Source organism: Mannheimia sp. ZY171111 (genome assembly GCF_017750945.1).
GTDB classification, from domain to species: Bacteria; Pseudomonadota; Gammaproteobacteria; order Enterobacterales; family Pasteurellaceae; genus Mannheimia; species Mannheimia pernigra.
This window is the reverse complement of sequence record NZ_CP046532.1, coordinates 1,301,195-1,316,538: the sequence shown is the minus strand read 5'-3', so window position 1 is coordinate 1,316,538 and position 15,344 is coordinate 1,301,195. Positions and strand designations below refer to the sequence as shown.

Below are 15,344 nucleotides of genomic sequence, written 5' to 3'. Positions count from 1 at the left end.
CAAAATTTTATGTAAATTTAACCGCTTGTAAATTCACCCTCTCCCCTATCAAGGGGGAGAGTGAGTTGTTAAGCCTTAACCACTTTAACCGCACATTTTTTGAAGTCGGTTTCAAATGAGATAGGATCTGTCGCATCTAAGGTTACTTTATTAATTAGCTGACCTGCATCGAAGAAAGTTGAATAAATCAAACCCTCTGGGCATTTGTTACGTCCACGTGTATCTAAATTCGACACATATTCCCCACGGCGTGAAATCACTTTTACTTTATCGCCATGACGTAAACCACGTTTTTTCGCATCATTTGGGTGCATCCAAACAAGATTCGTTGGGAATGCTTTGTGTAATTCAGGCACACGGCGAGTCATCGTACCAGTATGCCAGTGTTCAAGCACACGACCAGTACAGAACCATAAATCATATTCTTCATCTGGGGCTTCCGCTGGCGCTTCATAAGGCACACCTAAAATAATCGCTTTGCCATCTGGCTTACCATAGAAATTCACGCCTTCGCCTGCTTTTACATACGGATCGTAACCTTCACGGTAACGCCATAAAGTTTCTTTGTACTCGCCTGTTTTTTCATCTTTCACCACTGGCCAACGCAAACCTCGCACCTTGTGATAAGTCTCAAAATCGGCTAAATCGTGACCATGACCACGTCCAAATTCAGCATATTCTTCAAATAAACCTTTTTGAATGTAGTAACCAAAATGATCCGCTTCATCATTCATATAACCTGGAATGTTGGTTGGCACTTGATAGCTATCCACTTTACCATTGCGGTATAAAATTTCGTATAAGGTTTTGCCACGCAATTCAGGTGCTTTTGCCAGTAACTCTTCAGGCCATACTTCTTCTACTTTGAAGTATTTTGAGAACTCAACAAGCTGCCAGGTATCTGAGCGAGCATTTGCAGGGCCTTTCACTTGCTGACGCCAGAATTGAGTACGACGTTCTGCATTACCATAAGCCCCTTCTTTTTCTACCCACATACAAGTTGGAAGGATTAAATCCGCAGCAACCGCTGACACCGACGGATACGGGTCTGAAACCACAATAAAATTTTCAGGATTACGCCAACCAGGGAAGATTTCCTCATTAATATTTGGGCCACCTTGCATATTGTTGGTACACATCTGCCATAAGAAATTCAGTTTTCCATCCTTTAATGCACGGCTTTGCGCAGTTGCGTGGAAGCCTGGAACATCAGGGATCGCCCCTGCTGGTAATTTCCACGATTTTTCCACAATTTCACGGTGTTTTGGATTAGTTACCACCATATCTGCTGGTAAACGGTGAATAAAGGTGCCAACTTCACGAGCAGTTCCACAGGCAGACGGCTGACCAGTGAGAGAGAATGGACCACAACCTTCTAATGCAATCTTACCTGTTAATAAATGCACGTTGTACATCATATGGTTTACCCACACACCACGAGTATGTTGGTTAAAACCCATTGTCCAGAATGAAACAATTTTTCTGTTTGGTTCAGCATACATTTCTGCTAGAGCTTGTAGCTGCTCTTTCGGCACGCCTGAAATGCGGTGAGCTTCATCTAGTGTATATGGTGCAACGATTTTCTTAAATTCTTCAAAATCGCTGTCATACATTTTGCCTGCCGTTTTTGCGTTAGTGTTTTGCTGTAATTTATGCTCAGGGCGTAAACCATAACCAATATTGGTTTCGCCACGTTTGAATTTAGTGTGCTTGTTTACGAAATCCCAATTTACTTTATCGTTTTCAATAATGTAGTTAGCAATATAATTTAAAATTGCTAAGTCTGAATGCGGTTTGAAAATAATTGGCGTATCGGCTAATTCAAATGAACGATGCTCGTAAGTGGACATTACCACCACACGCACATTTTCATTTGACAGACGACGATCAGAAATTCGGCTCCATAAAATTGGGTGCATTTCTGCCATATTTGAGCCCCAAAGCACAAACGCATCGGTTTTTTCGATGTCGTTATAACATCCCATTGGTTCGTCCATACCAAAAGTACGCATAAATGCAACGGCTGCAGACGCCATACAATGACGAGCATTTGGATCAATCGTATTAGAACGAAAACCACCCTTCCAAAGTTTTACTTTCGCATAACCTTCAAAAATGGTGGTTTGACCTGATGAAAACATACCCACTGCATTCGGGCCTTTTGCCTTAATAATACCCTTGATTTTCTCCGCCATAATGCTGAATGCTTGCTCCCAAGACACTGGGGTGAAATCGCCATTCTTATCAAACTTGCCATCTTTCATTCGCAGCATCGGCTCTTGCATACGATCTGCACCATACATCATTTTCGATAAAAAATAGCCTTTGATACAGTTTAAACCACGGTTTACCTCTGCATCAGGATCACCTTGTGTGGCAACTACTTTGCCATCTTTTGTACCAACAAGTACACTACAACCTGTACCACAATAACGGCAAGGGGCTTTATCCCAACGAATACCGCTATCATCAGCTTGAACGTTCTTCACAGGAATCATTATTCCTGCCGCAGCCGCTGCAGCAACTGCTGCGTTTGCTTTCATAAAATCTCTACGATTGAGTTCCATAATATGTCCCACGTTTGACTTCAAAAATAATAAATAAGCCCACTACTGTTCATCAATGTAATTTGAGATCAAAGACACCACAATCACGCCTTTAATATCTCTCACCTGATCGATACGATCTGAAAGTGCCAAATGTACATCACTTTCAAGCGTTACCACTAATTTGCCTTCATCTAGTTTTTCCCCATGAATTTCAGCAAAAGGGATTTTTAGAATCTCAGCTTTAACCTCTTCCAATTTTTCTGGTTTTACCTGTACGACAAGGCTACACACATACCAGTTCTCGTTTTCAGATAGCTTTCTACTCATATTATTGCCTGTTTTTTACAGTGACTGAATGGTAATCGCACTTATTGGACAAACACCCAAACAAGCTCCACAACCGTTACAACTGTCTAAATTTAATGTCATTTGCACAATTCCACCTAAGCTTGGGCGAAAGCGGATTACTCGCATCTCACAACTGTCGCCACAACTTCTGCATTCCGTTCCAAGCTGTAATAAACAACTAGCTTGAATTTCAATTTTATGGCTCCACGCCTCTTCTGAAACCTCTCGAAAAACACCCTCTTCACAAGATTGCACACACTTTTCGCAGAACGTACATTCGCCCTGGCTAAAATCGACTTCGGGATAACCACCAGCCCCTTTTACAATAATGTGCGTTTCACAAGCCTTAAGGCAGTTTCCACAAGCGGTGCATTTTTCTAAAAAATTTGCTAAATTAGACCAAGGCGGACGAATTGGCTCGTACCCTTGCTGACTCACTTTTTCGCTTTTTAGTGAATGTAAAAATTGCCCCCGTAAAAAGCTACGGCGAGGAAGTGGTTTATCAAGGTTATTGGTCAAGAAAACACCATTTTTAATGCCATTATCATAGGTTAAATTATCCAACGTTCACGGAATATCGTTCATTCCTCAAATTGGGTATTTGCTCAGGTATTCGCTAAAACATTGATTTCCATCAAAAAATATCAACAAAATCCGCTAGGCTACATAAAATATAAAGGCAACACTATGAACCATCTCATTATTTACGCCCACCCATACTCAGGCAGTTTTAACCATACGATTTTAGAAAAAGTGATCACCTGCTCAGCACAAACAAATGTGATTGTGCGAGATCTTTATCAGCTTAACATTGACCCTATTCTAACTTGGTATGAGTTCACCCAAACGCTTTCCCAGCAATACGCTCCAGACATTACAACAGAACATCAATATTGGCGAGAAGCTGATGTCATCACACTTATTTATCCGCTTTGGTGGATGGGCTTTCCCGCTGTTTTAAAAGGTTATTTAGACCGTGTATTGAGCTATGATTTTGCTTATCAAAATGGTGAAATTGAAAGCATTGGCTTGCTCACAGGCAAGAAAATGCAACAATTCGTAACACTGGGTAATTCAAATGAAAAATATGCAAGAAAAGGGTTTTTAAGTGCCTTTGAACACACTCTTGGCAAAGGGTTGTTTGAGTTTTGTGGGATTAGCGATGTAAAAATGCACTATTTTGGCAATGTTGGACTAAAAGAGACAAATTACGCGGCGATCTTACAAGAAGTAGAGCAATCTTGTTGGGAAATATTGAAATAAACAAGCGGTTAAATTTGTCAATTTTTTTACAAATTTAACCGCTTGTCATCAATTCACAAGTTAATCAATTGGCGGAATATAAGTGCCATTAACAATTGAATCTTTAATGCGTTCAGCCTCAGCCAATACTTGCCTCAACAAGGCTTGCACATTTTCAAGCGTAGCAATTGGGCTTAAGGTCGTCATTTTCAGCGATTGATTATTGCCCACTTTGGTCACGCCGATATTTGCTTCACCACGGGCAAAGAGTTCATCTGCCACGTTTTGGTTTAAGGTATCTACAAACTCTGCTGGGTAACCTTCTGGCACAACTCGGAATAGCACAGACGCAAATTGTGCTGGCACAAGCATTTCCAAACCTGTCGTTGAGTTGATGTAGGCTTCCACCTCTTTCGAAAGATGCACGCCGTGATCGATCATAGAAGCGTATAAATCTTCACCTAAGGCCTCCACCGTAAACCAGAGTTTCAACGCATCAAAACGGCGAGTGGTTTGTAGCGATTTCGCCACTAGATTCGGCACACCATGTGCTTCATCATATTCTGAATTGAGATAATCTGCTTTGTAGTCGATGAAACGGTAGTTCGCTTCGTCTCTCAGCAAGAAAGCACCGCACGAAATAGATTGGAAGAAATGCTTGTGGAAATCGAGCGTGATTGAATCGGTCAGCTCAATACCATCAAGGAAATGGCGGAAATCTTTCGACAACAGTAATGCCCCACCCCACGCTGCATCAACGTGTACCCAAACGTTGTATTCATCGGCTAATTTACGAATCGCTTTTAAATCATCAATCGCTCCGGCGTCCGTTGTGCCTGCGGTGGCAACGATACAGGCTGGAATTTTACCTTCTTCTTTTAATTCGGCAAGGGTTTTGGCGAGAGCCTCAACGTCCATTTGGGCATTCGCATTAGATGGCACAGTCACCACTGATTGGAAGCCCATTCCCATCATCGCCATATTTTTTTGTACGGAGAAGTGAGCATTTTCCGAGCAGATTACTTTCGCTTTTTTCATCGCATCTGGCGGAATACCATCCGCCTGCACCGACCACTCTGAGCCATCTTCATTTTTCCAATGGCTCGCAATCGCCCAGTCACGAGCAAGTAGCACGCCCATTAAATTGGATTGTGTGCCGCCCGAGGTGAACACGCCCGATGTGCCGTTGCCGTAGCCGACTTTTTGGCGTAACCAGTCGATCAAATGTTCTTCCATAATTGAACCAGCGGGGCTCTGATCCCAAGAATCCATAGATTGGTTGGTCGCATTAATCAACACTTCCGCAATTTGGCTGGTGACCATTGTCGGGCAATGCAAGTGAGCCAGCGAGTGTGGATGGTGAACTTTCAGGCTTGGGTTGAGGAAAATCTCTACCAAATGCTCAAGGGATTCTTGCACCCCAATGCCCTCTTTGGTTGGTTTGAATCCATCAATCAAGGCTCGCATTTGCTTGATTGAACCGCCTGTGTACATTTTCTCGTTTTTAAGCCAATTTGAAACCGCTTTTACCGCATTGCTCATCGCCGATTCATAATCCGCAATGGAAGCAGGGTCGCGACAGAACAAAGATTGTCTGTGTTTTTCTAGGTTTGACATATTTATTTATCCTTTTGGGCTATACCCAATTTTCTAAACGTAATCCTTCGACACGTTCAAATTCTCTCAGATTATTGGTCACAATGACTAACCCTTCACTTCGTGCGTGAGCTGCAATGTGAATATCGTTTTCGCCTATCAGTTTTCCTTGTTTAGCAAGCTCAGCTTTGATGTTACCAAAATGTGCGGCACTTTTAGGCTGATAATCTAAAATCGTTAAACGAGATAAGAAATCTTCAATGACCGCAATATTTCGTGCAGAAAAGCCACTTTTTTCAGCACCATAATAAAGCTCAGCAGCAGTGATGCTGCTAACGCACATTTTTCCGGCATTTTGATTAAAGCGTTGCAAAACCTCTACAGGGCGGTGTTTGATAACATAAATAACAATGTTGGAATCTAACATATATTTCAACATTAGAAATCCTCTCGCTCAGGCTGCATTGCTATTTCTCTTTCGACCATAAAGTCCTCACTGACGGTTTCACTATTAAGAAAAAAACTATCCCAACTTTGGTTGAGAGGAGACAAAATACGTTCATTTCCTAAAATGCGAACTGCTATTTTTTTTACGTCATTATCAAAACGAACTTCAGCAGGCAAGCGAACTGCTTGACTTCGATTAGTCATAAAAATTGAAGCTTCAATCATATTACTCTCCTTTAATAATTAAGGTATATAGCAATAGTACATCCCAAATAATCTGCGATTCAATAACAAAAAGGTGGGAAAGCCCACCTAATTCTGTTTACAAGCGGTTATATTTTTCCCATTTTTTGCAAAAAATAGGTAAAACTCAACCGCTTGTATCATTACAAACTAACCACGCACCGCTTTAACTGCTTCGGCAACAGATTGTTTGAAGCGTTTGATAAACTCTTCGCATTCTGCTTGGGTGATGTTTACCGCACAAAGCACACGTACCACGTTTCCGCCACGTCCACCACGCTCTAGTAACAATTTGTTTTTAAAGCAATATTTTTGAATGGCTACCGCTAAATCGCAATCACGTGGATAAGCCCCTGTTGCATCTTTTGGTTGGTGCTCATCAACAATGTCAATCCCCATCATCAAACCTTTGCCACGTATGTGCCCGATACACGGAAACTCCTTACTCAATTCACGCAACGCATTTGTTAAATATTCACCACGCTCTTGAGCATTTTGTGCCAGGTTTTCCTCACGCATCATTTTGAGTGAAACGTAACCGGTTGCCATTGCTAATTGGTTACCACGAAATGTTCCCGTGTGTCCTGCTGGCTGCCAAGCATCAAATTCTTTACGGATAGCTAATACCGCTAATGGAAGGCTACCGCCAATCGCTTTTGACATCACTACGATATCTGGCTCAATGCCTGCGTGTTCAAAGGCGAACATTTTACCTGAACGGCAAAAGCCAGCCTGTACTTCGTCTACAATCATTAAAATGCCGTGTTTTTTCGTCACTTCACGCACTTTTTGTAAGAAACTGATTGGGGCTGGCACAACACCACCTTCGCCTTGAATGGCTTCAAGAATAACAGCGGCTGGTTTTACCACACCGCTTTCAACATCTTCGATGAAGTTTTCAAAATAGTGCTCAACGGCTTTCGCACCTGCTTCACCGCCAATACCAAACGGGCAACGGTATTCGTGCGGATAAGGCATAAATTGTACACCTGGCATTAAACCTTGCACGGCATTTTTTGCACTTAAGTTACCAGTTAAAGATAAGGCACCGTGTGTCATACCATGGAAGCCTCCAGAAAATGCAATCACATTACTACGACCAGTAAAAGTTTTAGCTAACTTAATCGCTGCTTCATTCGCATCCGCACCTGTTGGACCTGTGAATTGGAGGATATATTGATCTTTCGGGAAAAATGAGAGCAATTCTTCTGTGAACGCATCTTTTAAAGGTGTTGTGATATCTAAAGAGTGTAAAGGTAAACCACTGTCTAGCACATCTTTAATTGCTTGGATCAATTTAGGGTGGTTATGCCCTAATGCAAGCGTTCCTGCACCGGCTAAAAAGTCGAGGTATTCATTGCCTTCAACATCAGTTACCCAAACGCCTTGAGCTTTTTGGTAAGCAAATGGTAGTTTTCGTGGATAACTACGCACGTTTGATTCCATTGCATCTTGGCGATCTAAAAAATACTGATTTGAAGCCAGAACGGCTTGAATAGGTGTTTTAATTGTCATTGAAATAAACCTTCTAAAAGAGGTGAAAAAAATAAGTCGGGTGCCTTGCGGAGGAAGCCTAAGCTCTCGAATCCTGAAAGATTCGGTGCCATGGGGCATTTGACTCGCTACTTATTAAAAAAAGCGTTTCAGCTTTTTTGTTTTTACCCTATTTGTCCCAAGGCAGGGTTGGGATAGGTTGGAAACAGACTTAAATGTAGGGTTACATTTAAGGAGGCGTAATGATACCCTTTTTTCCTGAAAAAGGAAGGATTTTATCCAGAAACACCATTATCAGATGATTAATCCAAAGAGAAGAGAAAGTAAAAAGCCCGACATTAAGCCGGGCTTCAAATTTCAAAAGCAAATTATTTGATTTTTGCTTCTTTGTAGATAACGTGTCTGCGAACAACTGGATCAAATTTTTTGATTTCCATTTTTTCTGGCATATTACGTTTGTTTTTGTCTGTTGTGTAGAAATGACCAGTTTCTGCGGTAGAAACTAAACGGATTTTCTCACGAGCACCTTTAGCTGCCATTTTTTAGCTCCTTAGATTTTTTCGCCACGAGCACGGATTTCAGCTAATACTGCATCAATGCCTTTTTTATCGATAATACGCATACCTTTCGCTGTTAAGCGTAAAGTTACGAAACGGTTTTCGCTTTCAACCCAGAAACGGTGGGTGTGAAGATTTGGTAAGAAACGACGCTTGGTCGCGTTCATTGCGTGTGAGCGGTTGTTACCAACTGCTGGACGCTTGCCTGTTACTTGGCAAACTCTTGACATTTTAATTCTCCAATATGACTTAAGCTTAAGCTTGTGGTTTGGGTTTATCAGGGTTTTCACCTTCTGACTACCTCGTCAGGTAACACCCAGCCCATCGTTATGTTTCAAAGACTGCCGATTATACTGATTTTGTTTATTTCATTCAAGAGCTTATTTGCTAATTATTTCACTCAATCTCTTAACTCTAGTTTTTCTTCTTCAAACGAAAAATAATCGCCTTTACCCACAATAATATGATCGACAAACCGAATATCAACTAACTCACACGCCATCTCAATCTTTTTAGTCAGACTTCTGTCCGACTCACTTGGCAAGCAAGAACCAGAAGGATGATTGTGTGCCACAATAATTGCCGCCGCATTATATTTCAAAGCTCTTTTTATAATTTCTCGTGGATGAACTTCAGTTTGATTTATCGTACCAAAAAACATCTTTTCCTTATAAATCAAACGGTTTTGATTATCTAAAAACAGCACCATAAACACTTCACGCTCTTCTTCCTCCAACTCAGTTTGAAAATACATTATCGCCATATAAGGGGCTTGAATCATTTCACTAAATTCCATTTGTTGAGCCAAATAGCGTTTCGTCATCTCTTTGGAGGCTTGCAGTTGAATATATTTAGTTTTACCCAGCCCATAAATTTTACAAAACTCATCAATATCGGCATTTAACAACTGACGTAATGAGCCAAACACCATCAATACGCTTTCTGCTAATGTTAGTACAGGCACATCTTTCGTACCCGTTCGTAAAAAAATTGCTAATAACTCTGCATCCGTGAGTGCTGCAGCGCCGTGCATTAATAGTTTTTCACGAGGCATTAACGTTGGTATATCAAAAATTTCATCAGGTTCGTTCATTTTTCCTCCCTTAATGCAATTCAGCATAAAAGAGGCAAACCTTGAATGCAAAAGGCTTAATAAAAATTTTCGAGCCAGATCGCAAAAATAGTTTAGTTGTGAGCAATTACTTATTCAGATAGAATAACCGCCATTAATCGGCTCTCAAAAAATGGAAATGTTAAAAAATAAAAAAATCCTCTTAGGAATTACAGGCGGAATCGCCGCTTACAAAACCATTGAACTTATCCGTTATCTCAAAAAAGCAAATGCGGAAGTGCGTGTAGTGCTAACACCTGCAGCAGAGGCTTTTGTGACACCTTTAACCCTACAGGCTATTTCAGGCAACGCGGTATCCACCGCCTTACTCGACCCACAAGCAGAGCTCGCGATGGGTCATATTGAATTAGCAAAATGGGCTGATTTAGTTATTATCGCCCCCGCTTCTGCTGATTTTATTGCTCGCCTGCGTGTTGGAATGGGGAACGATCTACTCTCTACGCTTTGCCTTGCTACCGCAAGCCCCATTCTGCTTGCTCCTGCAATGAACCAACAAATGTATAAACAGCTTGCCGTACAGGAAAACATCGCTACGCTCATCTTTCGTGGTACGCAATTTATTGGCCCAAACAATGGCTTCCAAGCCTGTGGTGATGTTGGCGTTGGGCGAATGTCAGAACCAGAAGAAATCTACCAAGCGGTGCTGGATCACTTCGCTAAAAGCCAAGATTTACAAGGTTTGAATGTAACCATTACCGCAGGCCCAACCCGTGAAGCTATTGACCCTGTGCGTTATATCAGTAATCACAGCTCAGGCAAAATGGGCTACTCTATCGCTAAGGCCTTTGCTGAACGTGGGGCGAACGTTACGCTGATTAGCGGCCCTGTGAATTTACCTACGCCCGATAATGTGGAACGCATTAACGTGCAATCTGCCATAGAAATGGAACAACAAGCGGTCAAATTTGCCCAAAAATCTGCAATTTTCATCGGTTGTGCAGCAGTGTCAGATTATCGAATGGCAGAAGTTTCCGATCAAAAAATCAAGAAAACCGAGAACAGCGACATTCTCACTCTCACACTTGTGAAAAACCCCGATATTATCGCAAATGTGGCAAATTTAGCAGAAAATCGCCCTTTTGTAGTGGGATTTGCCGCCGAAACGCAAAATATAGCGGAATATGCTAAAACCAAGCTACAACGTAAAAATTTGGATATGATTTGTGCTAACGATGTTTCAGGCGGTCAGGTGTTCGGACAAGATCAGAATTCTCTCCATCTCTTTTGGCAAAATGGAGAGAAAAAATTACCGCTTGCAGATAAAGAAAAGTTGGCGGAGAGTTTGGTGCAAGAGATTGTAGATCGTTATAGAACCGAATAAAAAACAACAAGCGGTCAAAAACAGAAAACATTTTACAAAAGGACAAACAATGAAACAGATCGATTTAAAAATTTTAGATAGCCGTATTGGGAGTGAATTCCCCCTTCCAGCCTATGCAACGGAAGGTTCAGCAGGCTTGGATTTACGCGCATTAATTAATGAACCGCTTACCGTTAAAGCAGGCGAAACGGTTTTGATCCCAACAGGGATTTCGATTTATATTGCCGATCCAAACTTAGCTGCAGTCATCTTACCTAGATCGGGATTAGGACATAAAAATGGCATCGTGTTAGGCAATTTAGTCGGTCTGATAGACAGTGACTATCAAGGCCCGTTAATGGTTTCACTTTGGAATAGAAGCCAAGAGGATTTTACTGTAAATATAGGTGACCGCATTGCACAGCTGGTATTTTTGCCCGTAATTCAAGCAAATTTTAACATCGTACAAGATTTTAAACAGACCGAACGTGGCGAAGGTGGCTTTGGGCATTCAGGTAAACAATAAATGAGTCGTAATAGGATGGTAATGAGAGAACCTAAAATCAAAATGCCGAAAAAATCGGTAGTAGAACGCCGCCAGCAGGTGCTGGAGGTATTAATTGGCTTACTCAATTCTGAAGATGGAATGCAACGTGTCACTACCGAACGTTTAGCCGCTGCGGTAGGCGTGTCGGAAGGGGCATTATATCGCTACTTCCCAAGTAAAACTAAGATGTTTGAAGCTTTAATTGAAAAAATTGAGCAAACGCTAACAAGCTATATCCACGCTAACAAACGCCAAGACAGCAGTGCAAATTCAGTGCGTGCGATTCTCTACACTATTTTGGAATTCTCCCGCAAAAATCCAGGAGTGACGCGTATTCTAACAGGACACGCATTGATGTTTGAAGAGGATATTCTTAAAGCCCGTGTAGCCAAATTTTTTGATAATCTTGAATTACAATTTGCCAATATTTTACAGCTTAGTAAACTCCGTGAACATAAAGCTTTTGAAGATGAAAAAGCATTAGCAGGTTATCTTGTAAATTTCTGCGAAGGACAATTTTTACGTCTTGTTCGCTCCAATTTCAGCTATAATCAATACCAACATTTTGAAAAGCAATGGGCATTTATTAAACCTTTATTCGATTAATTTATGATTATACCTTGGCAAGATTTAGAAGACTCCACATTACAGAATATTTTAGACGCCTTCATTTTACGAGAAGGCACTGACTATGGTGAAACCGAACTTTCACTTGAGGCAAAAAGAGAGCGTTTACTTGCTCAATTAAAAGCCGATAAAGTGGTTATCGTTTGGTCTGAATTGCACGAAAGCCTTGATATTAAAGACAAAAAATCTTTTTTAGGTTAATGGTTAATTTCGTGTTAAAATTTTGAAGATTTGACTTAAATAAAGAGCTATAGGAAATACTATGCAAGATATGACGCTCTCAACAGCACAACTTGAAAATGTTACCCCTCCGCCCTCGATTCACGATCCTGCGGTTGAGTGGTTTTTAACGCATTGTCATATCCATCGTTATCCTGCGAAATATACGCTAATTCACGCTGGAGAAGATGCAGAATCACTTTTTTACATTGTCAATGGCTCAGTGTCAGTTTACATTAAAGACGATGAAACTAAAGAGATGCTCTTAACCAATTTAGGTACAGGCGAATTTGTAGGCGAATTAAGCTTATTTGAAGAAAAATTGCAACAACGCACCGCTTATGTTCGCACCAAAGGGCCTTGTGAAATTGCGGAAATCTCCTATAAAAAATTCAAACAACTCGTGCATTTAAACCCCGACATTTTAATGTATTTATCCGCCCAAATGGCTCGACGTTTACGCCAAACCTCACGCCAAGTCGGCAACCTAGCCTTTTTAGACGTTGCAGGACGCATTGCTCAAACCTTGCTCAATCTAGCTAAAATGCCCGATGCAATGACTCACCCACAAGGAATGCAGATCAAAATTACCCGCCAAGAAATTGGGCAGATGGTTGGCTGCTCTCGCGAAACTGTTGGACGCATTATGAAAATGCTTGAAGATGAAGGCTTAATTTCTGCACATGGAAAAACCATTGTAGTGTTCGGAGCAAGGTAATTCATCCTTACAAGCGGTCTATTTTTTTGCAAAATTTGCACATAATCAGACCGCTTGTTTATATGACACTTCACTAAATTTCACTTAGAGCTCTTGATGATGAAACATAGTCTAACGCCTTTTCATACGTTCCATTTACATGCAAAAGCAACAAAAATTATTGAATTTACTACTATTGAGCAATTATTAAACGAATGGCAAAACGCGTTTAATGCCCAAATGCCAATCTTAATTCTAGGTCAAGGCTCTAACGTTTTGTTTTTAGACGATTTTGACGGCGTGGTTTTAGTAAACAAACTCAAAGGGATTGAACACCGAGAAGATGAACAATTTCACTACTTGCACGTTCAAGGTGGAGAAAATTGGCATAAGCTAGTGAAATGGACGTTAAAAAATAATATTGCAGGACTAGAAAACCTCGCATTAATACCTGGCGTAGTTGGTTCTGCCCCAATTCAAAATATCGGTGCTTATGGCGTAGAATTCGAACAAGTATGTGATTTTGTCAACGTGTTAAATTTACGCACAGGCGAACATTTCACCCTTACAAAAAATGAATGTGGCTTTGGATACCGTGAAAGCGTATTCAAACGCGAATATCGTGACGAATGTGCCATTATTTCAGTTGGTCTAAAACTTCCAAAAGTATGGAAGCCAGTACTCACTTACGGCTCACTCACTCAGCTTAATCCGCAAACTGTTACACCACAGCAAATTTTTGACGAAGTCTGTGCGGTTCGCTCCTCAAAACTACCTAACCCCGATGAATTTGGCAATGCAGGCAGTTTCTTTAAAAACCCGATTATTTCAGCCGAGCAATTTGCAGCCGTGCAAGCAAAATTTCCGACCATTCCAAGTTATCTACAGCCTGATGGCCTAATCAAATTAGCTGCAGGCTGGCTGATAGACAAAGCAGGTTTAAAAGGCTTACAAATTGGCGGGGCGACGGTGCACACCCAACAGGCATTGGTATTAATCAACAAAGAAAATGCCACAGGCCAAGATATTGCAGAGCTGGCAAAAACGATCCGCCGACGTGTGCGTGAAAAATTTAGTGTGGACATTCAACCTGAAGTTCGTTTTATTGGCAAAAATGGGGAAGTTGATAGCGACCAAATCACTCGATAACACCTCAATTAGGAATGAAAAATGAAACTCAACCAAGCCCAAATTCAAAAAGCACTACTCTGCGGACAGGCAATTGTTTTTGATGAAATTGGCTCAACCAACGAATATCTGCTCACACATCATCAAACATTAGAAAATGGTTCCGTTTGCCTTGCCGAAAAACAGACTGCAGGGCGTGGCAGACGAGGAAGAACTTGGTATTCACCCGAAAGTGAAAATCTTTACTTCTCCATTTTATGGCATTATCCAAAAGATGCCGCAAACCTACCACCACTCAGCCTTGTAGTTGCACTCATCATTGCCGAAAGTTTAACAAAACAGAATGTGGACAATATTCAAATCAAATGGCCGAATGATATTTATTACAACGGCAAAAAAATGGGCGGCATTTTGCTAGAAAGTCAAGCCAACCACAAAGGGTTGGATTTAGTTATCGGTATCGGTTTAAACTTAGGTATGACAAAAGTAGATGAAAAGATTGTAACTCAAGCCTGGGCAGATTTATCACAATACCATTTTGATCGCAACAAATTGGTTTGTCATTTAGCCTACGAATTGCAAAAAAATCTCAAAATTTACCCGCTTGTCGGCTTCTCTCACTACGCTCAACGCTGGCAGAAATTTGACATTTTCTACAATAAACCAGTGAAACTAATAACAGAAAATACTGAAATTCACGGCACTTCACTTGGCATTAATGAACTCGGTGAATTAATTCTCCAACAAGATCAGGTAATCCAATATTTTAGCATTGGAGAGATGTCATTAAGGGGCGATTAATTACAAGCGGTCATTTTATTGATATTTTTTGCAATTTTCGCTTTTTGGCTTTTTAAAAATAAAAAAAAGCAAAAACCTCAAGCCTATCACTAAGCTTGAGGTTTTTGCTTTGTTTGAGATTTAAAATAAGCCCCGACGATGCCCTACTCTCACATGGCGAATCACCACACTACCATCGGCGTCACTGCGTTTTACTTCTGAGTTCGGTATGGAGTCAGGTAGAACCACAGCACTATTGTCGTCGGGAAAATCTTGTTGATTTTCTGTCTTTCTATTTTTTGTTCTTTAATCTAAAAACAAGCTGTTGATTCTGAGTTTATTTATTTATTTTCTGAGTTTATTTGTTTGTCTGTCTTGTTTGTTTAGTCTTTACTTTGCGTTACTTCGCTTCGTGCTTTCTTATTTTTTCTATAAAAA

The 15,344-nt window shown here is 40.9% G+C and carries 18 protein-coding genes and 1 rRNA gene; 8 read left to right on the top strand and 11 right to left on the bottom strand.

The features are described 5' to 3' along the window. Positions 1-68: 68 nt before the first annotated feature. From napA to napF, 3 genes are read right to left on the bottom strand one after another with little or no spacing between them, the layout of a single operon-like run. Positions 69-2,567 (bottom strand): nitrate reductase catalytic subunit NapA, encoded by a 2,499-nt coding sequence (gene napA, locus GM698_RS06410; RefSeq protein WP_209289118.1) that lies wholly within the window; start codon positions 2,565-2,567, stop codon positions 69-71. A gap of 42 nt (positions 2,568-2,609) precedes the next feature. After that, positions 2,610-2,876 (bottom strand): chaperone NapD, encoded by a 267-nt coding sequence (locus GM698_RS06405; protein ID WP_176807446.1) that lies wholly within the window; start codon positions 2,874-2,876, stop codon positions 2,610-2,612. Positions 2,877-2,891: 15 nt separating this feature from the next. Next, positions 2,892-3,416, bottom strand: a complete 525-nt coding sequence (gene napF / locus GM698_RS06400; RefSeq protein WP_176808965.1) for a ferredoxin-type protein NapF — start codon at positions 3,414-3,416, stop codon at positions 2,892-2,894. A 168-nt stretch (positions 3,417-3,584) separates the two neighbouring features. Between napF and GM698_RS06395 the strand changes: the two genes are divergently transcribed. Further along, positions 3,585-4,160, top strand: coding sequence for an NAD(P)H-dependent oxidoreductase (locus tag GM698_RS06395; protein WP_209289117.1), 576 nt, complete (start codon positions 3,585-3,587; stop codon positions 4,158-4,160). A gap of 60 nt (positions 4,161-4,220) precedes the next feature. Here the strand turns inward: GM698_RS06395 and ddc are convergent, their stop codons facing one another. From ddc to radC, 7 genes are all read right to left on the bottom strand, one after another. Then, entirely contained in the window at positions 4,221-5,756 is a 1,536-nt protein-coding gene (gene ddc / locus GM698_RS06390; protein WP_209289116.1) for an L-2,4-diaminobutyrate decarboxylase, read from the bottom strand. Between the two features lie 19 nt (positions 5,757-5,775). Further along, positions 5,776-6,174, bottom strand: coding sequence for a tRNA(fMet)-specific endonuclease VapC (gene vapC / locus GM698_RS06385; protein WP_176807449.1), 399 nt, complete (start codon positions 6,172-6,174; stop codon positions 5,776-5,778). Beyond that, on the bottom strand, positions 6,174-6,407 hold the full coding sequence (vapB, locus tag GM698_RS06380) for a type II toxin-antitoxin system VapB family antitoxin (RefSeq protein ID WP_176807450.1): 234 nt from the start codon (positions 6,405-6,407) through the stop codon (positions 6,174-6,176). Before vapB ends, vapC begins: the two co-directional genes overlap by 1 nt. Positions 6,408-6,575: 168 nt before the next feature. After that, entirely contained in the window at positions 6,576-7,940 is a 1,365-nt protein-coding gene (locus GM698_RS06375; RefSeq protein ID WP_176809330.1) for a diaminobutyrate--2-oxoglutarate transaminase, read from the bottom strand. Between the two features lie 347 nt (positions 7,941-8,287). Next, the gene (gene rpmG / locus GM698_RS06370; protein ID WP_159628615.1) at positions 8,288-8,458 is read right to left on the bottom strand and encodes a 50S ribosomal protein L33; all 171 of its coding nucleotides are present in this window, start codon (positions 8,456-8,458) and stop codon (positions 8,288-8,290) included. A gap of 11 nt (positions 8,459-8,469) precedes the next feature. Further along, a complete protein-coding gene (gene rpmB / locus GM698_RS06365) occupies positions 8,470-8,706 on the bottom strand; it encodes a 50S ribosomal protein L28 (protein ID WP_006251446.1) in 237 nt (78 codons plus the stop codon). 170 nt (positions 8,707-8,876) lie between these two features. Next, complete coding sequence (radC, locus tag GM698_RS06360; RefSeq protein ID WP_176807453.1) at positions 8,877-9,569, bottom strand: DNA repair protein RadC; 693 nt, start codon at positions 9,567-9,569, stop codon at positions 8,877-8,879. 157 nt (positions 9,570-9,726) lie between these two features. Between radC and coaBC the strand changes: the two genes are divergently transcribed. From coaBC to GM698_RS06325, 7 genes are all read left to right on the top strand, one after another. Beyond that, entirely contained in the window at positions 9,727-10,929 is a 1,203-nt protein-coding gene (coaBC, locus tag GM698_RS06355; RefSeq protein ID WP_209289115.1) for a bifunctional phosphopantothenoylcysteine decarboxylase/phosphopantothenate--cysteine ligase CoaBC, read from the top strand. Between the two features lie 49 nt (positions 10,930-10,978). Continuing rightward, on the top strand, positions 10,979-11,434 hold the full coding sequence (gene dut / locus GM698_RS06350) for a dUTP diphosphatase (protein WP_176809334.1): 456 nt from the start codon (positions 10,979-10,981) through the stop codon (positions 11,432-11,434). Positions 11,435-11,455: 21 nt separating this feature from the next. After that, the gene (gene slmA / locus GM698_RS06345; protein ID WP_209289114.1) at positions 11,456-12,061 is read left to right on the top strand and encodes a nucleoid occlusion factor SlmA; all 606 of its coding nucleotides are present in this window, start codon (positions 11,456-11,458) and stop codon (positions 12,059-12,061) included. 3 nt (positions 12,062-12,064) lie between these two features. Next, complete coding sequence (locus tag GM698_RS06340) at positions 12,065-12,283, top strand: YheU family protein (protein ID WP_176807456.1); 219 nt, start codon at positions 12,065-12,067, stop codon at positions 12,281-12,283. 61 nt (positions 12,284-12,344) lie between these two features. Continuing rightward, positions 12,345-13,019 carry a cAMP-activated global transcriptional regulator CRP gene (gene crp / locus GM698_RS06335; protein WP_176807457.1) on the top strand — a complete coding sequence of 225 codons (675 nt, stop codon included), beginning with the start codon at positions 12,345-12,347 and terminating at the stop codon, positions 13,017-13,019. A gap of 99 nt (positions 13,020-13,118) precedes the next feature. After that, positions 13,119-14,147, top strand: coding sequence for a UDP-N-acetylmuramate dehydrogenase (gene murB, locus GM698_RS06330; RefSeq protein ID WP_176808966.1), 1,029 nt, complete (start codon positions 13,119-13,121; stop codon positions 14,145-14,147). 21 nt (positions 14,148-14,168) lie between these two features. Then, positions 14,169-14,927 (top strand): biotin--[acetyl-CoA-carboxylase] ligase, encoded by a 759-nt coding sequence (locus tag GM698_RS06325; RefSeq protein ID WP_176811975.1) that lies wholly within the window; start codon positions 14,169-14,171, stop codon positions 14,925-14,927. Between the two features lie 130 nt (positions 14,928-15,057). Here the strand turns inward: GM698_RS06325 and rrf are convergent. Continuing rightward, positions 15,058-15,173: ribosomal RNA gene (gene rrf / locus GM698_RS06320) — 5S ribosomal RNA — on the bottom strand. Positions 15,174-15,344 lie beyond the last annotated feature (171 nt).